The following is a 21,628-nucleotide window of genomic DNA, read 5'->3' as shown; positions in this document are numbered from 1 at the left end:
AGAATATTAGTCTTACAATCCTTTTTTATAAGAGGTAAATACAGGGCAGAGTTGAATTTTTTTTTGATATTTTTATTAAGAAAATAGAAAGTTTTAGGATGGTGTCAGACTTTATTTGTTTTTTTATACCTTAGTATGCATATTTATAAATTAACTACTTATTAACATGAAAAAAAATGTATTATTTTTAGCTATTATGTTGACTAGTCTGTTTAGTCTTCCTGTATTTTCTCAAGCAAATGATGAGCCAGTTGCTTTGGGTTTACCTGGGGATAATCTTAATTTATTTGCAGTATTAGATGTTTTTCAAAAGTCAAAAACATTAGAAGATTTCGAAAGAGTATTAAATGATCCAGATAGTAAGGTCAATAATTTAGACTTAAATGATGATGGGGAAATCGATTATATTGAGGTAGAAGGTCATAAGGAAGGTAATACTCATGTAATAGTGCTTCAGGTTGCTGTAAATAGCAAAGAAACACAAGATGTTGCGGTCATTGAGGTTACTAAAGATAAAAAGAATAAGATACATGTTCAGGCTATAGGTGATGAAGATTTATATGGTAAAAATTATGTTGTAGAGCCTTCAGATACTGTTTCAGGAACGCCTAATCCAGGATATAAAGGAGATGCTACTGTAATCGTAAATAATAATACAACCAATAATTATAATACAACAACTAGTCCAAGTTATGTGAGTACTAGTGTAAGTGCATGGCCAGTGGTTTTGTTTTTATTTTCCCCAGTATATGTAGTATATAGATCTCCTTGGCATTGGGGGTATTATCCTCCGTACTGGCGTCCTTGGCGTCCAGTTTATTATCATGATTATTGGGGGTATCATGGACATTATTACAGAAGTCCTTATTATCGAAGAACAGCTGTTATAAGATATCCTAGGTATTATAATAATTATACTAACAGAAGAAATACATCGGTAGTTGTTAGAACTAATAGAACCAGCGGACGTTATAATTCAACTTATAATGGCAGAGAGTATAAAAGGCCAGCACCAGTTACTTCTACAAGGCCATCTAGACCGGGCAATACGACTAGGCCAGTGACTCGTCCGACTAACCCATCGACTAGGCCAGGTAATACTACCAGACCAGTAACTCGACCTGGGAATGGTACTACTAGACCGGTGACTCGTCCAACAAATCCATCAACAAGGCCAGGGACAGGTACGACAAGACCAACGACACGTCCGGTTACTCCAGTAAATCCATCAACAAGGCCAGTGACTCGTCCAACGACACCATCGACAAGACCAGGGTCAGGAACGACAAGGCCAGTACAGCCCATAGCGCGTCCTACTGCTAGACCAGCAGCGACTAGACCAGCAAATACGGGTTCTGATAGAAGATAGGGTCATGAATAAGGAAATGTTTTTTTTTGACTATTTGCTAGTCTAATTTTTATTTTAATATATATGAGGAAATTTGAGCTAATTAAAATTGTCTTTGTTATCTTAATGTTGCCCAGTTTTATTAATGCTCAAATTGATGTGAATCAGGCTACAACAAATTCGGAAGAAGTTGCTAATTATCCGCAATTTAAGTTCAAAGGGCTCTTTCAGGCTCGATTTTTAGGAGCACTTTCAGATAATGTAGATGTTCTAGGAGTTCATAATTCGGCAGGTGAAGCCACTCAAACTTCATTTGATGTGAAAAGAATGCGTGTTGGACTCAATACAAAATTGAGTGAGCAAACAGAAGTAGTGATTCTAGTAAACCTTGCTGATTTTAAATCTGATCCTAAAAATAAAGTTCTAGAGAATGCTTATGCCAAATATACTTTTAGTAAATACTTTGCAGTAACAGGTGGTCAATTTCGCCCTGCCTTTGGTATAGAAGAGCTTGTTCCTGTTGATGTTATTAAATCTTTTGACTTTTCAAATCAATATTATGAATTTGGAAAAAATGGATGGACTAGTTTTCAGATTGGAGCTTCTGCGACAGGTTCTTTCGATGTTGGTGTTCTTCCTGTGAGTTATGCTATTTCTATTTTAAACGGGACAGGACGGAATCAGGAAAAAGATAAAGATAGTGGAAAGCAATATTCTACAAGATGGGTTTTTGGGCTTTCTAAACTGAATAAAATTAATTTAGGATTAAATGGCGGAATTGGAAAAGTATTCGATCAGGATGTTTTTGCTTTAGGTGTAGATATTACCAGTGATTTTAAAATTACTGATGCGCTTACTTTTGATATGCAAGTTGAGTATAAACAAGGAACGAATCATAATTTATATTTTTCATTACCTGTAGATGGTAGGACATTAAATGCAGATGATTATCAGATGCGAGGTTATTATATTATGCCTAATTTGAGATATCGCATTGATTATAAAAAATTAAGTTCTTTAGAGTTTTCATGCCGTTATGAGTCTTTTGATACCAATTTTAGATTAAAATCAAATGTCCGTCAAACATATGTGCCAATGATGAGTCTTGAATTTGGAAAGGCATATACAGGAAGAATTGGGTTAGGATTTCAAATTGATAGATATGACAAGAATATACCTGATACATCGATGTATAATGAAAATTTATTTATTGTTCAATTTCAAACTAGACTTTAGTATAACTTAATTTCTGTATTATGAAAGAAGTAAAAATTCCGCAAACATTAATAACACTTGTAGTTGCTATTGGTCTTTGGGTTATTCCTGCTCCTGAGGGGGTGAAAGTAGAAGCCTGGCATTTGTTTGCAATTTTTGTGGCAACTATTCTTGGAATTATTTTAAAAGCAGCCCCTATGGGAACTATGTGTATGCTTGCAATAGCGGTAACTGCATTTTCACAGGTGTTGGCTCCTGATGATGCTGGGAAATCAATAACACTTGCCTTAAGAGGTTTTGGGGATAAAGTTATTTGGTTAATTGGGATATCGTTTTTTGTAGCACGTGGTTTTATTAAGACAGGTTTAGGTAATAGGATTGCTTTTATTTTTATAAGGATATTTGGGAAAAGTTCTCTGGGATTAGCTTATGGATTAGGACTTGCTGATTTATGTCTAGCTCCTGCTGTTCCTAGTAATACGGCTAGGGGAGGAGGAATTATTTATCCTATTATGAAATCGATGGCGATAAGTTTTGGTTCAGAGCCAGATAAACCAGAAACACACAAAAAGTTAGGCTCGTTCTTAACATTGAATAGTTACAATATGAATCTTATTTCATCCTCAATGTTTTTAACTGGAACGGCAAGTAATCCGATGTGTCAAAAGTTTGCATTAAATTTAGGGATTAAAATAACTTGGATGTCTTGGGCGCTTGCTGCAATTGTACCGGGATTAGTCGCTTTTTTTGTAATTCCTTTAGTATTATATAAAATTTATCCGCCTGAATTAAAATCGACAGCAGATGCTCCAGCAATTGCGAAGCAAAAGCTAAAAGACATGGGGCCAATCTCTAGAAATGAATGGTTGATGTTGTTGACGTTTTTTATCTTGTTGTTTCTTTGGATGACAGGAGATTTGTTCTCTATCGATGCAACGACAACAGCTTTTATTGGGTTGGTAATTTTGTTATTAACTTCAGTGTTAACTTGGGAAGATGTAAAATCTGAGAAGGGAGCTTGGGATACTATTGTATGGTTTTCGGTTTTGGTAATGATGGCGAGTTCGCTCAATGAATTAGGTTTCATTGGATGGTTTAGTGATTTGGTAAAAGAGCAAATAGGGGGATTAAGCTGGCAAATGGCTTTTCCTATTATAATTTTGGTGTACTTTTTTAGTCATTATCTTTTTGCAAGCGCAACAGCTCATGTAGCGGCAATGTATGCCGCGTTGCTAGGAGTTGGTGTTTCTTTAGGTGTTCCGGGATTACTTTTGGCTTTTATGCTTGGGTTTGTTGGTTCGCTTTATGGTACATTAACCCATTACGGTCATGGACCAGCTCCTGTATTTTTTGGTAGTGGTTATGTCGATTTAAAGAGCTGGTGGGTAAAAGGTCTTGTAACGGGTCTTGTCCTATTACTCATTTATATGGTAATAGGAGGATTATGGATGAATATAATCGGGTACTATTAAATTCGGATACCAGGCGGAAGTAGTTCTTTGTAAATTGGGTTTTTCTTAAAGAAAGCGGCAATTTTAGGATGAATAGGAACTACTTTTAATTTTCGTTCAATGGAGATTTCCATTATGCTTTTAAGCATGTTGTAGAAAAGCTCTTGATCATCAAATGAGTCGGGAGTGTTGACTTTTGTTAGAAATATCTTTTTTCTTGAAAAGAATATTCGATTGTTACTAATCCTGTAGGTGTTGAGATTTCAAATTGTCTTGCAAAGGCATTGTCTTTGATTTCCATTACTGAAATGGGTTCCATATTACTTGTTTTTTATGTGGTATTTAAAAAAATAGAAGAAATGAACTTTGTAAAAAGGTCAGGCAGGCTTCTTATAATATATTGTTAGAAACAAATCATTTCTACTACAAATATAATCATTTGATATTCAATAACAAAAGATTTTAAGGATGGGAAATATTTTACATTTTTAAAACTGTTGTGAACACGCGGGTTTGCTATGATTTTAAGGGATAATATTATTATAAAAACAGAGTTGAACTCGTTAAAAAACAATAATTTTATATCAATAATACTTTTTTGATGTTATTAATATTTGAGATGTGATTATGAGTAAAGTTTCTGTTTATTTTATGCCTGGTCTTGCGGCAAGTACAACTATTTTCGAGAGGATTGCATTGCCTGAAGATGTTTTTGAAATTCATTTGTTAGAATGGGAAATACCACTTGATGGCGAATCCTTACCTGATTATGCTAAAAGGATAGCTCAAAGTATAAAACATCAAAATCCAGTTTTGATAGGAGTGTCATTTGGAGGTATACTGGTTCAGGAAATGGCAAAGCATATAGTTGCTAGAAGAGTGATCATTATTTCTAGTGTAAAAAGTAACGTAGAGTTTCCTAGAAGAATGAAAATTGCAAAAACGACCAAAGCATATAAGTTAATCCCCATGCGATTAATCTTGAATGTAGAAAGTCTGGCTAAGTTTTCTTTTGGTGAAAAGATAAATAAACGATTGAAGTTGTATGAGAAATTTTTGTCTGTGCGTGATATTCGCTATCTAGACTGGGCGGTTGAACAAGTAATTCTTTGGGATAGAACTAAAATTGATGAAAGTGTAATTCATATTCATGGAGATCAAGATGAGGTTTTCCCTATAAAATATATAACCAATTGTAAAGTGGTAAAAGGAGGAACGCATATTATGATTTTGAATAAGTATAAATGGCTAAACGAAAACTTACCGAAAATCATTTTAGAGTAGATTTTTTGGCTATAGTTGAGTTTTCTTATTGACTTATTTTAACATATAAAAAAAACCATCCGTTTTTGCGGATGGTTTTTTTTGTAAAAGGTAAACATGAAAACTATATTTTTTTCATTTGATCTTTCATCATAGTAATTTGTTCTTTTAGCATTCCTTGTTTGTCAAGCTTCTTAGCTTCGTTCAATAAGTTTGTAGCTTCAAGCTTTCTTCGGCGTGACATGGCAACCCCAGCAAGGTTTAATTTGGCTACAGCTAAATCCATATCCATAGACAGACCGAGTTCAATTGCTTTTTTGAAATATTTTTCAGCTTGATTGATATTAGTTTGAGAAACCATAATACCCTGTAGGTAGTTAAAGTATCCTTGTTGTTTTCTTACCAAAGCAGTTTCAGGGTTTTTGATGTGTGCTAGCCATTTTTTAGCACCTTCAAAATCTTGTTTTCTTAGTTTTAAGAAGGCTAATAAGATGAATTCATTTTTAAAATAAAGGAAAATAGGGATTCCAGCCAATAATATGAGGAAGATTCCGTTTCCAATATTACTTTCTGTAAATTGCCAAATGCCAGCAACTACTAATAGTCCGGCTAAAATAAGTTTAATATTTCTGTGAAACATAATAGGTGTATTTTTGTGATTGCAAAGATAGTAAAATGAATTAAAAATATTTTTATAAAACTACTTGCCAGAAAAAAAAGTCTTTGTATATTTGCACTCGGTTTTACGGGAAGACAATTCCAAAACCAAAAAGAAGATATTAGACACCATATTTAAAGATACAAAGCAATGAGTAAAAGAACGTTTCAACCATCGAAAAGAAAAAGAAGAAATAAGCACGGATTTATGGACAGAATGGCTTCTGCGAATGGAAGAAAAGTTCTGGCACGTAGAAGAGCTAAAGGAAGACATAAATTAACTGTTTCTAGCGAACCTAGACACAAAAAATAATGTTTCTATAAACATAAATAAGGCGTTACTTTTTTTAGTATCGCCTTTTTTTATACCTTGTCATTAAAAAATAAGTAATGTTTTAATTTCTAAACAAGTAGAGTTAAACGTTAAGCCGAAATATAACTACACAATACAATTAAAATGCCTAAAGACACATCAATAAAATCAGTTTTAATAATAGGTTCGGGACCTATTGTTATTGGTCAAGCCTGCGAATTTGATTATGCAGGATCGCAATCAGCACGTTCTATCCGTGAAGAAGGAATTGAAGTTATCTTGATAAATTCAAATCCAGCGACTATTATGACCGACCCAAGTATGGCCGATCATATATATTTGAAGCCATTAACTACAAAATCGATTATTGAAATTTTAAAAGCACATCCACAAATTGATGCAGTTCTGCCTACAATGGGAGGACAAACTGCATTGAATTTATGTCTGGAGGCTGATGAAAAAGGAATTTGGGCTGATTTTGGAGTAAAATTAATCGGTGTTGATGTAAATGCGATCAATATTACCGAGGATAGAGAGCAGTTTAAACAACTTCTTGAAAAAATTAATGTACCAACAGCACCTGCAAAAACAGCTACTTCATATTTAGAAGGAAAAGAAATTGCTCAGGAATTTGGTTTTCCATTAGTTATTCGTCCTTCATTTACGCTTGGAGGAACTGGAGCAGCGGTAGTTTATAAAAAAGAAGATTTTGACGAACTCTTAACTAGAGGATTGGAAGCTTCTCCAATACATGAAGTTTTAATTGATAAAGCTTTAATGGGATGGAAAGAATATGAATTAGAACTTTTAAGAGATAAAAATGATAATGTAGTTATCATTTGTTCTATCGAAAATATGGACCCAATGGGAATCCATACTGGAGATTCGATTACAGTTGCACCAGCAATGACATTATCTGATACAACATTTCAAAGATTACGTGACTATGCAATCTTAATGATGCGTAGTATCGGAAATTTCGCTGGAGGTTGTAATGTGCAATTTGCAGTTTCACCAGATGAAAAAGAAGATATTGTTGCGATTGAAATTAACCCACGTGTATCTCGTTCGTCAGCATTAGCATCAAAAGCAACTGGATATCCAATTGCTAAAATAGCTTCTAAATTGGCATTAGGATATAATCTTGATGAATTACAAAATCAAATTACAAAATCGACTTCGGCTCTTTTTGAGCCAACTCTTGACTATGTAATTGTGAAAATCCCACGTTGGAACTTTGATAAATTTGAAGGGGCTGACAGAACGCTTGGACTTCAGATGAAATCTGTAGGTGAGGTTATGGGTATCGGACGTTCATTTCAAGAAGCTTTACATAAAGCAACCCAATCTTTAGAGATTAAAAGAAATGGTTTAGGTGCTGATGGAAAAGGATATAAAAATTACGAACAAATTATAGAGAAACTAACTTTTGCAAGTTGGGATCGTGTTTTTGTAATTTATGATGCAATTGCAATGGGGATTCCATTGAGCCGTATTCATGAAATTACAAAAATTGATATGTGGTTCTTGAAACAATATGAGGAACTTTATACACTTGAGAAAGAAATCTCTAATTATAAGGTAGCTACTTTACCGAAAGACCTTTTGCTTGAAGCGAAACAAAAAGGTTTTGCCGACAGACAAATTGCTCATATGGTAAATTGCTTGGAGAGTGAAGTTCACGCTTTAAGAATGACAATGGATATTAACCGTGTGTTTAAATTGGTAGATACTTGTGCAGCCGAATTTAAAGCAAAGACTCCTTATTACTATTCTACTTTTGAAGCACAAATTGAGAAAGCAAATGGTGAGCGTTACGTAGATAATGAAAGTGTTGTTACTGATAAAAAGAAAATAATTGTTTTAGGTTCAGGACCAAACCGTATCGGACAGGGAATTGAATTTGATTATTCTTGTGTTCACGGTGTATTAGCCGCTAAAGAATGTGGTTATGAAACAATCATGATTAACTGTAATCCTGAAACGGTTTCAACAGATTTTGATACTGCTGATAAATTGTATTTTGAGCCAGTTTTCTGGGAACATATTTATGATATCATTCAACATGAAAAACCAGAAGGAGTAATTGTGCAGCTTGGTGGGCAAACCGCTTTGAAGCTAGCTGAAAAATTATCTAAATACGGTGTAAAAATTATAGGGACAAGTTTTGATGCCTTAGATTTAGCTGAAGATAGAGGACGTTTTTCAGAATTATTGACTGAATTACATATTCCTTTCCCGCAATTTGGAATTGCTGAAACGGCTGATGAAGCTTCAACTTTAGCAGATACGCTTGATTTTCCATTATTGATTCGTCCTTCTTATGTATTAGGGGGGCAGGGAATGAAAATTGTAATCAATAAAAAAGAGCTTGAAGAGCATGTTATCAATTTATTGAAAACAATTCCTGGAAACAAATTACTTTTGGATCATTACCTTGCTGGAGCAATCGAGGCTGAGGCTGATGCAATTTGTGATGCTGATGGTAATGTTTATATCATTGGAATAATGGAGCATATCGAGCCTTGCGGAGTTCACTCTGGAGATAGTAATGCGACATTGCCTCCTTTTAACTTAGGAGAGTTCGTGATGCAGCAAATAAAAGATCATACTGTAAAAATTGCCAGAGCTTTAAAAACGGTTGGTTTAATTAATATTCAGTTTGCTATAAAAGACGATACCGTTTATATTATTGAAGCGAATCCTAGAGCATCTAGAACAGTACCATTTATAGCAAAAGCATACGGAGAGCCTTATGTAAATTACGCTACAAAAGTGATGTTGGGTCATAATAAAGTAACTGATTTTAAATTTAATCCACAATTAAAAGGATTTGCAATTAAACAACCAGTATTCTCTTTTAGTAAATTCCATAATGTAAATAAAGCATTAGGGCCAGAGATGAAATCAACAGGAGAAAGTATCTTGTTCATCGATGACTTAAAAGATGATCAGTTTTACGAATTGTACTCAAGAAGAAAAATGTATTTGAGTAAATAATCTCAAATCATAAATATAAAAAAAGCCTCATGAAATGAGGCTTTTTTGTTTTAAAGTAAGAATATTATTTAATCAGTTGTTGTAACGGTTTAAGTTGTTCCATATCTATATTAGATTCTTTAAGAACGGTCATTAATGTCATGATATTGTTTGGGTTCATGTTTTTTCCTAAAACGCGAACTAAAGCAAACCCATTTTCGTTTCTGTTGGCGTAGATTACAAATTCTTCAATATTTTCGTCAGTTCCAACATAGCTTACTGAAGCACCATCTTTTCCAGAACCAAATTTCATTAATTGCTGGTATTTCGGATTCTTCAAAATAGTATTTACTTTGGTTCTTTCTGCTTCATATTCAGCCTGATTTTTATCATTTCGTTTAAAGGCTAGAATATTCATTTTGTCAAAAGATTTTAATGCTTCGTTTTGTTCTGTAGATAGTTTTGTTTTCTCTACATTAAGTATATTTGGAGAAACATCTAATGCAATGAAATTTTTATTTTCTGTGTTTTCTACAAAATATTTTTGCAATGATGGGTCAGAATTACAACTTGTTAAAAGTAATAATCCTAAAAAGGTGAAAATAGTGGCTATCTGTTTCATGTTATTTTTTTCCTTTAGATGCTTTTTTAAATCAGATCCTCCAGGTAGTTTCATTTTATCAGTAAGTACTGAGATTTCATTTAAATCAAAGTTCCCTGTTAGTGATAGTAAAACGGTATCTTCATTTTTACCTGAATCGATAAACATGAACAACTCTTTTATTTGAGTAGCACTTGATCCAGATTTTACATAAATTTTTACATTTCTTCCACTATCATTTACTCGCATTAATTCTTCTAATCCTGCCGATTTTATGTATTTATCTGTAGTGAGTTTCATGTCGGCTTCAACTTTGGCGCTTTGTGTTGTAAAAACTTTTAGATTGTCTAATTTTTTTATAAGGCTTAAGTATTGCTGTGTTTCTTTATCAGAAGTATCAACTTTTACCTTGCTCATTAAATCAAACATTTTTTTGTTTACAATTACAGATGTTACATCGTCTTGGCCATCGTATTTGTCAAAAGCTCCTTGTGCGTAAAAAGCATGGCTAACTAATATGAATACTAATGTTAGTATGAAATTTTTACCAAAACTACTTCTGTTATTTTTTCTGTTTTCGTGAATTATTGATTTCATTTTATTGGATTTTATTTTGTTTAAAAATTAAGTTTTTTGATTGTTCATATTCTTTAATGTACTGGACACTTTCTATACCAGTATTAACATTGTGAGAGACCATAGCGAGTGCTTTTTGCGTTGCCGCTAAAGCTTCTTCTGGAGAGTCATAAGTTCCTAAATCTGATTTTGCAACAACAGGGGTTGTATTATTTGTGTTGTTGAGGTAAAAATAAGAACCTATTCCTAGTAAAAGGACAGCCGAAGCAGCAATTGATAACCACGCCACATTACGTTTCTTAGTTTGTAGTGGAATTTCTTGCGTTAAACGTTGTTCTTTTACTTGAGAGAAATAACCAAAAATTGGTTTGTATTGTTCCAAATGCTGCGCAACATCTGAAGAAGAAAAGTATTTTTTTAGTTCATTTTCTTCGGCAATAGTACTTTCTCCCTGAAAGTATTTTTCTAATATTATTTCTATTTTATCTAATTCCATATTGATGTGTATTAAGCATAGATTCTCTTATTTTTTTCTAGCTCTTGAAAGTGCTACGCGTATAGCAGTTTCGTTCATATTAACTATTTTGGCAATTTCATCAAACTCATATTGTTCGACATCCCGCAACTGAATTAAAATTTGTTGCTGTTCTGGTAATTGATTCATTATTTTTTCTACCCATTCTAAACTATTATTATCTTCAATTTTTTGATCTAATTCTGGCTCCTTGTCTTTGTAATTCGTATGTACAAGAGTAATATTGCCAGCCCGTTTTGATTTTAATTGATCCAAACAATAATTTTTGGTCATTGTCATTGCTAGAGCTTCAACATTATTATAGGTATTTAAAGTCTCTTTTTTATTCCATAGCTTTACTAATATTTCCTGCGAAGCATCTTCGGCCTCTTCAGTACTTGTTAGTAATCGTTTCGCCAGACGAAATACTTTGTCTTTAAAAGGATTTACCAACTGGATGAAAACGATTTGATTCATAAAAATGATAAATTTTAGGTTCGCTTATAGTATCAAGACGATGCAGAATTATTTTTGTTACAAATGTGTAAGAAATAAAACTAAAGATAGTATTTTTACGTTAGTATTATATTGATACCTACTATATGAAGACAATATTTAGAACCGTAATATTATTATTTTTAGCTGTATTCTGCTTTCAAGCTTGCCAAGATCAAGATGATGTGGGCGCTCCTAGAAATTTACAAGTACAAGATTTTATCTGGAAAGGATTGAATCAGTATTATTTGTGGCAAGGTGATGTTCCTAATTTAGCTGATGACCGTTTTAATAATAATCAAGAAGCATTAAATTCTTTTTTGAGGGGGTATCCAGATCCTGAAACATTATTTAATTCTTTGCGTGTAGATCCATCAATAGATAGGTTTAGCTGGATTGTTGATGATTATACGGTTTTAGAACAAGAACTTCAAGGAACATCAAAAAATAACGGAATAGATTTTAAATTAAGTCCAAAGTCCAAAGGTTCTAATGATTTGATTGGTTTTGTACGTTATATTTTGCCTAACTCTGATGCTGCAAACAAAGGAGTGAAACGTGGAGATTTATTTTATGGTATTAACGGAACTCAAATCACTTATGATAATTATAGAACGCTGCTTGCACCAGATAGTTATACTATAAATCTAACGGATTATAATGGGACGGCATTTGTTCCAAATGGGAAATCGATTACGCTTACTAAATCAGTTTTGGATGAAAATCCAATTTTCATCAATAAAGTGATAGAAAAAGATGGTCATAAAATAGGGTATTTGATGTATAATGGCTTTTATGGAAACTATGATGATCAATTAAACGCGGCATTTGGAGAATTAAAATCAAAAGGTGTTACTGATTTGGTTCTTGATTTGCGATATAATGGGGGAGGTTCTGTACAAACGGCAACCCGATTGGCAAGTATGATTACAGGACAGTTTACTGATGAAGTTTTTTCTAAGCAAAAATGGAATAATAAGCTCAATAAGTATTATGAAACTGAAGATCCGGAATTACTTAATAATAGGTTTGTAGATAGATTTAATGGAGTTGCTTTAAAAAGTTTGAAACTAGCTAAAGTATATATCTTAACTACTAAAAGTACTGCATCGGCAAGTGAATTGGTTATTAATGGGTTAAAACCATACATTGATGTAGTACAAATAGGTGATGTTACTATAGGTAAAAATGTGGGGTCGGTTACTCTTTATGATTCACCTACTTTTGGTAAAATGAATAGAAATCCGAGTCATAAATATGCTATGCAGCCCATTGTTTTAAAAATTGTTAATTCTGTAGGCTTTGGAGAATACACTAACGGATTAACACCTACATATAGTGTAATAGAATCTGTAAATGCGTTAGGCGTTTTAGGAGAGTATACTACTGAACCTTTATTAGGTGCTGCAGTTTCAAAAATTATTGGAACAGGTAAAATGATTCTGCCTAAAGATGACAAAGTGTTTGAGTATTTTACCGATTCAAAATCAATAGATGGTATTCGAAATCAAATGTATTTGGATAAAGCTCCAGAAGGGCTCTTGAGAGCGTTACAAGATAGATAATTCAACAAAAAAGGCTTTCGATAGAAAGCCTTTTTTGTTGAAAATAAGTAAGATATGAAATTAAGATTTTTAATTTACTATTTGTTAAAATAGAAGCCATTTGGTGATATTCCAACACTGAATTCATTAGATAAAACTCCTGTTAAAGAATAAATATAAACATCTCCAGGGTCTTGAAAATTTACTGCATCAGCAATATATATATTGTTGTTTTTTACTGCAAAGCCATAAAGAGCACTAACTTCTTTTGCTTTAAATATTTCTGTAGTTGGTAACGTTGTTGTGCTTGTTGATGCAGCATAGATATTATTTCCAACAGTATAATACAGTTTGTTGTTTTCAATAGCTAAGAAGCTAGGATGAGTGATGCCAGGAAAATCAATTGTAGATGAAACGGTATTGTTACTCATGTTAATTTTTACTAATTTACCAGTTGTTTCAGGTGAAACGTATGATGGTCGTCCATTACATAAAACATATAAAGTGCCATTATCTTTTACTAATGAACTAGGTACGTCTCCTACTGCAAAGTTTTTTGTAACTGTATTATTACTAGCGTCGATAATAGATAATGAGTTTCCTTGGCCCCAACCACCTTTGTGAGCTACATAAAGTTTGTTGTCATTTTCGATTATTTGCTCAGGACCTTCAACAACAGGAATTGTTGATGTAACTTTATTTGTTGTTAAATCAATGACAGCTACATAATCATCTGAAGGGTCTACTGGGTTACCCCAGTTTGTAATAAATCCTTTTCCATTTGCAAATGCAATATATCTTGGGCTATTTATCTTTGTGTTGATTGTAGCAATACTTTTAAATGTATTTCGGTTAACTACTTCAATTTTATTTCCTCTATTTACAATGATGTAAGCATAATCACCATTAAAACCAATGCTTTGAGGAGCATCTTTAATATTTTTACCTTCATTAACTAAAGAAAAAACATTTTTCCCGAGTTTTAAGTCGTCTGATAAATAGGAAATAGATCCATTTACTTTTTCAAAAACACCTTCTTCGATAATAAATAGTCCTCCTTCGTAATTTCCACGTGGTGCAGGTTCTGGTTCTGGAGTAATGGTATCGTCGTCATTACTACAAGATGCAAAAAATGTAGCGCTTACAATGACAGCTAAAAATAGCTTATTAAATTTTTTCATGGTATTAAAAGTTAAGGTTTATATATATGGTGTAATTTCTTCCAGGCATTTGTCTTCCAATAACTGGTTGGTAATCTTCGTTCCAGATATTCAGTATTTGTAATCCAATTTTGTAACTGTTCTTTTTTCCTAAGTCATAATCAATTCCTAGATTACCAACGTTATAAGGTTTCACTTTGGTAGCAGGATTATTAAAAGGAGTGCTAAATGCTTCTCCGTTATATAAGTATTGAAAGTAAGAAGAAACTTTTTTCCAATTGTAAGAAACAGATCCAGTTAATTTATGATAAGGGACATATATAAGTTGTTTATAAAATAATTCGCCTTTAATTAATTGCTTGCTTTCTGAAACAGTATAGGCATAGGTTCCGTTAAGTGTGAAATTATGATTTTCTATTTTTGTTCTCCATTCTAAAAGTACTTCAGCACCATAAGCTCTTACTCTGCTTGTGTTTTCTGGAGACCAGTTATCACCACCACCTTGGGATGGTACCCAACGTAATAAATCTTTTATCGAATTGTAATACATAGTTACAGATAATGAGAATTTTTTTGTAAAAAACTCGTTGCCGATTTCTCCCTGATAAGAAGTTTCAGGCTTTAAATCAGGGTTACCACTTCCTTCCCAAAATAAATCGTTGTAAGTAGGCATTCTGAAATTCTTAGAAGCGTTTAATTTTATGCGATAAAAATCTGTAAATTGATACCTTGTTCCTAAAGAAAAAAGAAAAGGATTTCCATAATTATCTGTTAATTCCTGACGAATACTAGCTGTGTAATCCCATTTGTCAGTTACGAAATGCTGTAATAATAAACTAGCAGAACCAACTTGCCTTTTTACATTATTTATACTAGAGCCATATCCTTTATTACGATTATAATCAATGATAGAATTCAGTTTAATCTTGTCATTTACATCAAAAGCTAAATCATATTTTATAATAGAAGTTTCAACTTTTCCATAAGTATAAAAATCGGAGGTAATACTTGGGAAATATTTATAAGATTCTCCAATATGTGCCATCCTTAATTTAGAAGTAAACCGATTAAATGTATTCTCCCATTCTAAAAGATTACGAGTGTTAAAGTCATTATATTTTGTTTTGGTAGCGTTTGGAGAAGTCAAAGAAAAATGACGCTCTGCATCATAAAACTGACTATATAATTTCAAGGAGTTTTTAGAGTCTATTTTATAACCAAATGTTGTATTCATACTCGTGTTATAGTATGCACCATTAATGTTTTTTTGATCAGTAGTTCCAGGGTATTTAAAATCATTATCAGAACTATTTCTGGAAATATTAACTTGAATGCTGTATTTGTCGGACGAAACGTTAGCACGATAATTTGTGCTATAAGTATCATAACTGCCTCCACTGAGAAACAAATGGTTAGAAAAATCCTTTTTAAAACGTATGTCATTATTTAAGTGAATACTTCCGCCTATTGCGCCACTTCCATATAATACACTTCCTCCTCCGGCTTTTACAGCAATAGAGTTGAAATCTCTAGTTCCAATTGTATTAAAATCTGCTTGACCTAAAAATTGAGAATTGATGTTTATTCCGTTCCAAATAACTGCAGTTTGGGCGCCTGTCGTTCCTCTAAAAGAAGGTGCAGAAGTCATTCCTAGTCCATTTTCCTTAAAGTAAATAACAGTGTTATAATTTAAAAGAGATGTTAAGGATGCTTGGTTTTTATTAATAATAGAATCATTAAGTAATTGAACCGATTGTGAGTCTGAGTATTTCTTGAGGTTAGTATCTGAAACTATAACTTCTTTTAATTTTGTTATAGAATCATTTTGTGCCAAAATAAATTGGCAAGCTAAGAGTGAAAGACAGATGTATAACTTTTGTAATGTCATAATTTCTAAACTCTTTTTCCCGAGAGTTCGATATTTGTTAACAAAGGCAGGTCTCCTGGCTTACGTCTTGTTGTTTTCCTTCCCGTTTTAAAACAGTGGTTTTGTAGTTAACAACAAGCATTCCTTTCGGAACTAAGTTTACAGTTGCGGGTACAGCTCAAGATTTACGAATGTTGATTTTGATAATTTCAAACTTCAATTACTTGATTCCCTTTTAATGTGTCTAATAAATATGGCACAACCTTAATGTGGCTACAAATATAAAGTTAAAAATGCTTAAAAATCAATTTTGTTTAGACTTTAACCCAGAATGTAAATCGAAGGTTTCGTTTATAGTTTTATATTGTAATTTTTATAACCTGTCCAAAATCGACTTTGTTTTGAAAAGCATCTTTTAAAGGAAGTGAATTCAAAAGACATAAAATGCTTCGAATAACTCCAGCATGTGTAATTATAATTGCCTTTGATGGTTTTTTGATAAGTATTTCGTTTTCTATAAAATGAGTTACCCTTTGATGTAAATCAATAAAAGATTCTCCGTTTGGAACTCGAATATTTACGAAATCTTCCATCCACGGATTTAAATCTTCTTGAGCAATTTCATTCCAATTTTTCATTTCCCAATCGCCAAAATTCATTTCCATCAAGCGTTTGTCTTCTTGGTAGTTTGAAATTTTGGTTTCTTTTTGGATATGTTTAGCAAGTAATGCACAACGTTTCAATGGACTAGAATATAAGATTGCATCACCAGGCAATTGCTTTGCGATGTTATCAAAAATCAAATCGTAAGGTTCAGCAATATCTACATCGGTTTGACCGTAACAAATTCCTTTTTCGCAAACAGTTTCGGTATGGCGAACTAAATAAATTTCCATATTGCTATAACACTTAAGTAAAAAATAACTTCGCAAACTTGTTGTGTGGCACCTAGGCAATCTCCTGTATAACCATCAATCCATTTTTGGAAATAACGAGCTAAGAAATAACGAGCAAGAAAGACTGGGAGTATGACCAACAGTATTTGGTACTGAAAATAAGAAAGAACTAAAAGAGGTAATAAACCAAAAAAGAAAGAGCCTACAACTTCTTTCCAGCTAAAACTTTTAGCGATTGGTTTACTTTTGCTTGAAGCATCTTCACGAGAATATTCATGAGTAAATACAATGCTTATAGCCACCAAACGACTAATAGAATGTCCTGCAATAAATAATAATAAAATTGTGAATGTTGATTTCTGGTTTGTAATTATTTCTGTTGTTACTAGTTCTGAAAGTAATTGAAATTTCAATAAAAATAATAATACAACGCCAATAGCTCCATACGCTCCAATGGCACTATCTTTCATGATAAGTAAGATTTTTTCTTTGGTCCAACCGCCACCAAAACCGTCACAAACATCCGCAAAACCATCCTCATGAAATGCTCCTGTAGTCAAGATTCCAGCAATCATTCCTATAATTACTGCAGCAAATAATGATACTAAAAATGAAGCTCCATAAAAAGCCAGAAAAGAAATCCCTCCAACAATCCAACCTATCAAAGGGAAATAACGACTTGCTTTATTAAGATAATCAGGATTATGATCGATGTTTTTAGGACAAGGAATCCTTGTGTAGAACATTAATGCAGTAAAAAATATATGGAGTTGTTTTTTCATTTAATGATTTTGTTTATTTGGCTAAAGCCAATATGATTAACCTATTGTTAACGAACATCTAAAGATGTTGGCAATTCAATATTTAGATTGTCTATAAAATTTGTTTTTATGTATTGATGCTTTTGTTAGGTTACTTTGGAGTATATTTATTAAAATCATGCTGCTATTAAGTATTTGGCTAAAGCCAATTTGTTTGTCATTTAATAAAACAACATCTAAAGATGTTGGCAATTCAATTTCTAAGATTGTTATTTTATTTTATTGACAATCTTAGAAATTGAATTGCCTCCAGATTTATCTGGAGGATACGAAATTTGTTATGTTATTGGCTTTAGCCAAATCTTTATTTATTATTTGTTTTCTGAAATCCATACTTGAGAATAAACTCATTATATTCTTCCTGAAGTGTTTTTTTAGTATGATGTATTTCTTGATTTTTAATATAGTCTCTTACTCTATCAATAATAGATTCAGAAACAGAAACTGCAAAATACTCATCTTGCCATTCAAATTTTTCTTTAGTTAATTGGTTTTTATTAATCCAAAACGAAGACTCTCCTTTTAGTAATTGTATTGTTTTTTGGATGTTTTGGTCTACGCCTAATGAAATAAGGCAATGGCAATGGTCTGAATATCCATTTATAAAATCAATATAAATTCCTTTTTCTTTTGCATTCTCTCTTATATGTTGCCAGACTTTTTGACGCAATTCTGCAGAATCTAAATAGGGAACTCTATTTTTAGTACTCCAAACTAAGTGTATATATACTTTTATAAATGGCATAATTTTTAAACTCTTACTTATTACTAATCCCAGCATTCTCAAAAGTAGCCATTTCGTTAAGAAAAGACACTGCCGATTGTAATATTGGTAAAGCAATGGCACAACCAGTTCCTTCGCCTAAGCGTAAATCAAGTTGTAAAACCGATTTGGCCTCAAGATGATCTAATAATTTCTGATGTCCTTGTTCAGCCGAAGAATGACAGAAAATTGCATTCTTTTTAATGTCAGGATTTATTTTAAAGGCAATTAAAAAGGCGACAGTACAAATAAAACCATCTACAAGAATAAGCATGTTGTTTTTATAAGCGGCTAACATCCCGCCAGCCATCTGCATGATTTCAAAACCACCAAAATAAGCTAGTTGCTCTTTTAATTCGGCTTGACCAGAATAATTTTCGATAGCTTTTTTTAAGATTTCCTGTTTCTCATTTAGTTTAGCATCATCAACTCCAGTTCCTTTTCCCACACATTCCTTAATAGAGAAACTAGTTAAAACACTCATCAAGACAGAAGCTGTAGAGGTATTCCCAATACCCATTTCGCCAAACCCAATACAATTACTTCCTGTTTTTGCAATAGAATCAACAATTTCAGATCCTTTTAAGAAACATAATTGTAGTTCAGTTTCGCTCATTGCGGGAACATGTAAAAAGGACTGAGTTCCTTTAGCAATTTTAGCATTAATTAAATTGGCATTGGTAGGGAAATCATAATTTATACCAGCATCTACGATAGAAAGTTCAATATTGTTTTGTTTACAAAACACATTAATTGCTGCTCCACCTTCAAGAAAATTACCGACCATTTGTCGGGTAACGTCTTGCGGATACGCGCTTACACCATGATTGGCAATTCCGTGATCTGCGGCAAAAACAACGATATTAGGTTTTATAATCTCAGGATTCAAAGTCTGAAAAACAGTCCCGATTTGGAATGCTAATTTTTCTAAAATACCCAAAGAACCAAGAGGTTTCGTTTTTGAGTCAATTTTATGTTGTAGTGATTCTTTGAAAGAAGCAGTAATTTCAATTTTCGATTGATTTTCTAAATCTAATTTCGGAGCAAAACTCTCATTTATAGTTTTAATTTCGATGCAATCAAAAGTTTCTGATTTCTGTTTCCAGTTCAATTGTTGCAACATCGGTTGATTGTCATAGTTCGTTGCGGGTTTTCCAATGCAAAAATAGCCTAGTGGCTCTATGTTTTCGGGTAAGTCAATTATTTTCTTGAACTGATAATAGTTTAATATAGAAACCCAACCCATACCGTAACCTTGTTCCGTAAGTGATAACCATATATTTTGGGCAGCACAAACCGAGCTAAATTTTACCGCTTCATTACTACCAACAGTTCCTATAGTAAAGTTGTTCAGTACCGAGCGATCATACGCAATAATCATCCCAATCGGAGCTTCCTCAATGGCCTCTAGTTTTAAGGATTTATAATGTTCTTTTTGGTGCTCATCATCAGTTAATGATTCTGCTTTTTTATTATAATCTAAAAATAAATCTTTGATAGCTTTTTTAACCCCATCAGATTTTATGATGTAGTATTTAGTTGCATCAGTCAAACCTACCGAAGGTGCCCAATGTCCTGCCTGCAACGCTTTTTGGATAACCTCGTCAGGAACTTCATCATTTGTAAAATGGCGTGTATCGCGGCGTGATTTTAAAATATCATCTAAATAACTCATGTTTTTTCTTTTTAAGGTTCAAAGGCGCAAAGGTTCAGAGGGACATAACCAAATTATCCTTTTATTTTTACCGGAATTCCAGAAACCATTAATACAACAGTATCGGCATTTTTGGCAAGAAACTGATTCATCCAGCCTTGTAATTCCGTAAATTTTCTTCCTACATGTGTATCAGCATGAAGTCCCATTCCGATTTCGTTAGTTACAATTATCAAGGTTGCATCTGGCTGATTGGCTATTTTCAAGAATTCAGCTTTAGCTTCATCAAGAGATAATGTAACATCGTTTTTAGTGTCAACAAAAAAGTTCGTTAACCAAAGCGTTACACAATCAATCAAAGCCACTTTACCCGAAAAATCAATTTCGCTCAAGTGTTTTTCCTTTTCAATATTTGTCCAGCGTTCGTCTCGTTCTTGTTGGTGTCTGTCAATTCTATTCTGGAAATCTTCATCCCATTTTCGAGCCGTCGCCACATAAATTGGCGTATTCGTAAGTTCTAAAGCCAGTTCTTGAGCATAACCACTTTTCCCCGAACGTTCCCCACCAGTAATCAAGTAAATCATTTTTATAATTGTTAATTATGAATTGTAAATTTAAGAAGAGCGTTCCCTTCGGTCGGGCTTCCCGATAGCTATCGGGATGCTATATCTTTTATTTTTTAAAGAAAAAAATAAAAGGATGCCACTACTATCCCTAACGCAACAATTTAATTATTAGTTGTTAATTATTAATTGTAAGTTGTTGCTTAGTAGTTTTAAGGATACTAGTTATAAGTTTTAATATTGAAATTGCATCATTATATATGGTTTCGAATTGTTTTTCATTTAAATAATCAGTTGCTTTTAATAACTCTAACCAATAAACGGATTCATTGGTCTCTTTTTGAGCAATCGCAAATTTATGGATAAAATCATTTTTACTTTCAGCATGTTCTGCTTCTCGAACCATTGCACCAATACTTGTTCCTGATCTTAAAAGTTGTTTAGAAAGTATAAATTCCTTTTTCTCAGTACATAAGTATTGATATAATTTAACTATCCGAATGGCGAAATCAAAACTTTTATCTTTTACAATATTGTTTTTCATAATTAATAACTAACAATTAATAATTTACAATTGTTTATAGGGGCAATGTCTACATCCGTTTCCACAACAACTTCCCCTTTTCAAATGAAACCATTCCTTAAAAACATAATTTCCATTTTCCAGATAATAATCGATTCCTTCAATTAGCGTATTGTTTTTAGGTAAAACCGAAGCTTTATTATCAATTGCAATTTCGGGAGTAATTGTATTTACATAATCATCTATTTTTACAGCGCAAGCATTTTTGAAACAATTCGGGCAAAGACAATCTACAACTTCCGAAGGTACAAAAATAGGAGGGAAGTCGTTGCACCAACATTTGTTTCCATCGGGAGAATCTCCACAATTAAATGCAGTTCCGCAGCTAGAGCAATTTTTCACTTTAAGACCATTCATACAACAAA

Annotated in this window: 19 protein-coding genes, 3 pseudogenes and 1 riboswitch; of the genes and pseudogenes, 7 read left to right on the top strand and 15 right to left on the bottom strand. The window is 32.8% G+C overall.

Going from position 1 to position 21,628, the window contains the following annotated elements:
- The first annotated feature begins 166 nt into the window (after positions 1 to 166).
- The 3 genes from EAG11_RS13180 to EAG11_RS13170 all read left to right on the top strand — a co-directional run bounded on the left by EAG11_RS13180 (position 167) and on the right by EAG11_RS13170 (position 4,035).
- A complete protein-coding gene (locus EAG11_RS13180; RefSeq protein WP_129539575.1) occupies positions 167 to 1,369 on the top strand; it encodes a hypothetical protein in 1,203 nt (400 codons plus the stop codon).
- Between the two features lie 63 nt (positions 1,370 to 1,432).
- Positions 1,433 to 2,584 (top strand): porin, encoded by a 1,152-nt coding sequence (locus EAG11_RS13175; protein ID WP_129539574.1) that lies wholly within the window; start codon positions 1,433 to 1,435, stop codon positions 2,582 to 2,584.
- Positions 2,585 to 2,604: 20 nt separating this feature from the next.
- Complete coding sequence (locus tag EAG11_RS13170) at positions 2,605 to 4,035, top strand: anion permease (RefSeq protein ID WP_129539573.1); 1,431 nt, start codon at positions 2,605 to 2,607, stop codon at positions 4,033 to 4,035.
- Here the strand turns inward: EAG11_RS13170 and EAG11_RS13165 are convergent.
- A pseudogene (locus EAG11_RS13165) lies at positions 4,032 to 4,315 on the bottom strand (GNAT family N-acetyltransferase). The gene EAG11_RS13170 and the pseudogene EAG11_RS13165 sit on opposite strands and share 4 nt — an antisense overlap.
- A 326-nt stretch (positions 4,316 to 4,641) precedes the next feature.
- On the opposite strand from EAG11_RS13165, the gene EAG11_RS13160 reads away from it, so the two are divergent.
- The gene (locus EAG11_RS13160) at positions 4,642 to 5,298 is read left to right on the top strand and encodes an alpha/beta hydrolase (protein ID WP_129539572.1); all 657 of its coding nucleotides are present in this window, start codon (positions 4,642 to 4,644) and stop codon (positions 5,296 to 5,298) included.
- Between the two features lie 103 nt (positions 5,299 to 5,401).
- Here EAG11_RS13160 and EAG11_RS13155 read toward each other — a convergent pair whose 3' ends face one another.
- Positions 5,402 to 5,917 carry a DUF2892 domain-containing protein gene (locus tag EAG11_RS13155; protein WP_129539571.1) on the bottom strand — a complete coding sequence of 172 codons (516 nt, stop codon included), beginning with the start codon at positions 5,915 to 5,917 and terminating at the stop codon, positions 5,402 to 5,404.
- A 168-nt stretch (positions 5,918 to 6,085) separates the two neighbouring features.
- Here EAG11_RS13155 and rpmH point away from each other — a divergent pair, with 168 nt between their 5' ends.
- Both rpmH and carB read left to right on the top strand, forming a co-directional pair.
- Positions 6,086 to 6,247: a 50S ribosomal protein L34 gene (gene rpmH / locus EAG11_RS13150; RefSeq protein WP_008464848.1), complete on the top strand. Its 162-nt coding sequence runs from the start codon at positions 6,086 to 6,088 to the stop codon at positions 6,245 to 6,247.
- Positions 6,248 to 6,391: 144 nt separating this feature from the next.
- Positions 6,392 to 9,247 carry a carbamoyl-phosphate synthase large subunit gene (carB, locus tag EAG11_RS13145; protein WP_129539570.1) on the top strand — a complete coding sequence of 952 codons (2,856 nt, stop codon included), beginning with the start codon at positions 6,392 to 6,394 and terminating at the stop codon, positions 9,245 to 9,247.
- Between the two features lie 64 nt (positions 9,248 to 9,311).
- On the opposite strand, the gene EAG11_RS13140 is transcribed toward carB, so the two are convergent.
- The 4 genes and pseudogenes from EAG11_RS13140 to EAG11_RS13125 form a co-directional block, all read right to left on the bottom strand.
- Complete coding sequence (locus tag EAG11_RS13140; RefSeq protein ID WP_129541101.1) at positions 9,312 to 9,848, bottom strand: DUF4252 domain-containing protein; 537 nt, start codon at positions 9,846 to 9,848, stop codon at positions 9,312 to 9,314.
- Positions 9,849 to 9,854: 6 nt separating this feature from the next.
- A pseudogene (locus EAG11_RS13135) lies at positions 9,855 to 10,424 on the bottom strand (DUF4252 domain-containing protein); the annotation flags it as partial.
- 1 nt (position 10,425) lies between these two features.
- Positions 10,426 to 10,899, bottom strand: coding sequence for a hypothetical protein (locus tag EAG11_RS13130; protein WP_129539569.1), 474 nt, complete (start codon positions 10,897 to 10,899; stop codon positions 10,426 to 10,428).
- Positions 10,886 to 11,394, bottom strand: a pseudogene (locus tag EAG11_RS13125) (RNA polymerase sigma factor). The gene EAG11_RS13130 and the pseudogene EAG11_RS13125 overlap by 14 nt, the downstream one beginning before the upstream one ends.
- 125 nt (positions 11,395 to 11,519) lie before the next feature.
- Here EAG11_RS13125 and EAG11_RS13120 point away from each other — a divergent pair.
- Positions 11,520 to 12,977, top strand: a complete 1,458-nt coding sequence (locus EAG11_RS13120; protein ID WP_129539568.1) for a S41 family peptidase — start codon at positions 11,520 to 11,522, stop codon at positions 12,975 to 12,977.
- 77 nt (positions 12,978 to 13,054) lie between these two features.
- On the opposite strand, the gene EAG11_RS13115 is transcribed toward EAG11_RS13120, so the two are convergent.
- The 9 genes from EAG11_RS13115 to EAG11_RS13075 all read right to left on the bottom strand — a co-directional run bounded on the left by EAG11_RS13115 (position 13,055) and on the right by EAG11_RS13075 (position 21,605).
- Positions 13,055 to 14,137, bottom strand: a complete 1,083-nt coding sequence (locus EAG11_RS13115) for a YncE family protein (protein WP_129539567.1) — start codon at positions 14,135 to 14,137, stop codon at positions 13,055 to 13,057.
- 4 nt (positions 14,138 to 14,141) lie between these two features.
- Positions 14,142 to 16,004: a TonB-dependent siderophore receptor gene (locus EAG11_RS13110; protein ID WP_129539566.1), complete on the bottom strand. Its 1,863-nt coding sequence runs from the start codon at positions 16,002 to 16,004 to the stop codon at positions 14,142 to 14,144.
- 27 nt (positions 16,005 to 16,031) lie between these two features.
- A riboswitch (cobalamin riboswitch) is annotated at positions 16,032 to 16,265 on the bottom strand.
- Between the two features lie 77 nt (positions 16,266 to 16,342).
- A complete protein-coding gene (gene cobC / locus EAG11_RS13105) occupies positions 16,343 to 16,879 on the bottom strand; it encodes an alpha-ribazole phosphatase (protein ID WP_129539565.1) in 537 nt (178 codons plus the stop codon).
- On the bottom strand, positions 16,864 to 17,661 hold the full coding sequence (locus tag EAG11_RS13100; protein ID WP_129539564.1) for an adenosylcobinamide-GDP ribazoletransferase: 798 nt from the start codon (positions 17,659 to 17,661) through the stop codon (positions 16,864 to 16,866). Before EAG11_RS13100 ends, cobC begins: the two co-directional genes overlap by 16 nt.
- Before the next feature lie 343 nt (positions 17,662 to 18,004).
- A complete protein-coding gene (gene tnpA, locus EAG11_RS13095; protein ID WP_129539563.1) occupies positions 18,005 to 18,445 on the bottom strand; it encodes an IS200/IS605 family transposase in 441 nt (146 codons plus the stop codon).
- A 13-nt stretch (positions 18,446 to 18,458) separates the two neighbouring features.
- A complete protein-coding gene (cobT, locus tag EAG11_RS13090; RefSeq protein ID WP_129539562.1) occupies positions 18,459 to 20,138 on the bottom strand; it encodes a nicotinate-nucleotide--dimethylbenzimidazole phosphoribosyltransferase in 1,680 nt (559 codons plus the stop codon).
- A 53-nt stretch (positions 20,139 to 20,191) separates the two neighbouring features.
- Positions 20,192 to 20,701, bottom strand: coding sequence for a bifunctional adenosylcobinamide kinase/adenosylcobinamide-phosphate guanylyltransferase (gene cobU, locus EAG11_RS13085; RefSeq protein ID WP_129539561.1), 510 nt, complete (start codon positions 20,699 to 20,701; stop codon positions 20,192 to 20,194).
- Between the two features lie 157 nt (positions 20,702 to 20,858).
- Positions 20,859 to 21,224 (bottom strand): four helix bundle protein, encoded by a 366-nt coding sequence (locus tag EAG11_RS13080; RefSeq protein ID WP_129539560.1) that lies wholly within the window; start codon positions 21,222 to 21,224, stop codon positions 20,859 to 20,861.
- Between the two features lie 24 nt (positions 21,225 to 21,248).
- A complete protein-coding gene (locus tag EAG11_RS13075; protein ID WP_371414587.1) occupies positions 21,249 to 21,605 on the bottom strand; it encodes a DUF5522 domain-containing protein in 357 nt (118 codons plus the stop codon).
- Positions 21,606 to 21,628 lie beyond the last annotated feature (23 nt).

The sequence above is a fragment of the Flavobacterium sp. 140616W15 genome (genome assembly GCF_003668995.1).
Lineage (GTDB): Bacteria > Bacteroidota > Bacteroidia > Flavobacteriales > Flavobacteriaceae > Flavobacterium.
The sequence above is the reverse complement of the archived record's forward strand: the minus strand, read 5'-3'. Positions and strand labels throughout refer to the sequence as shown.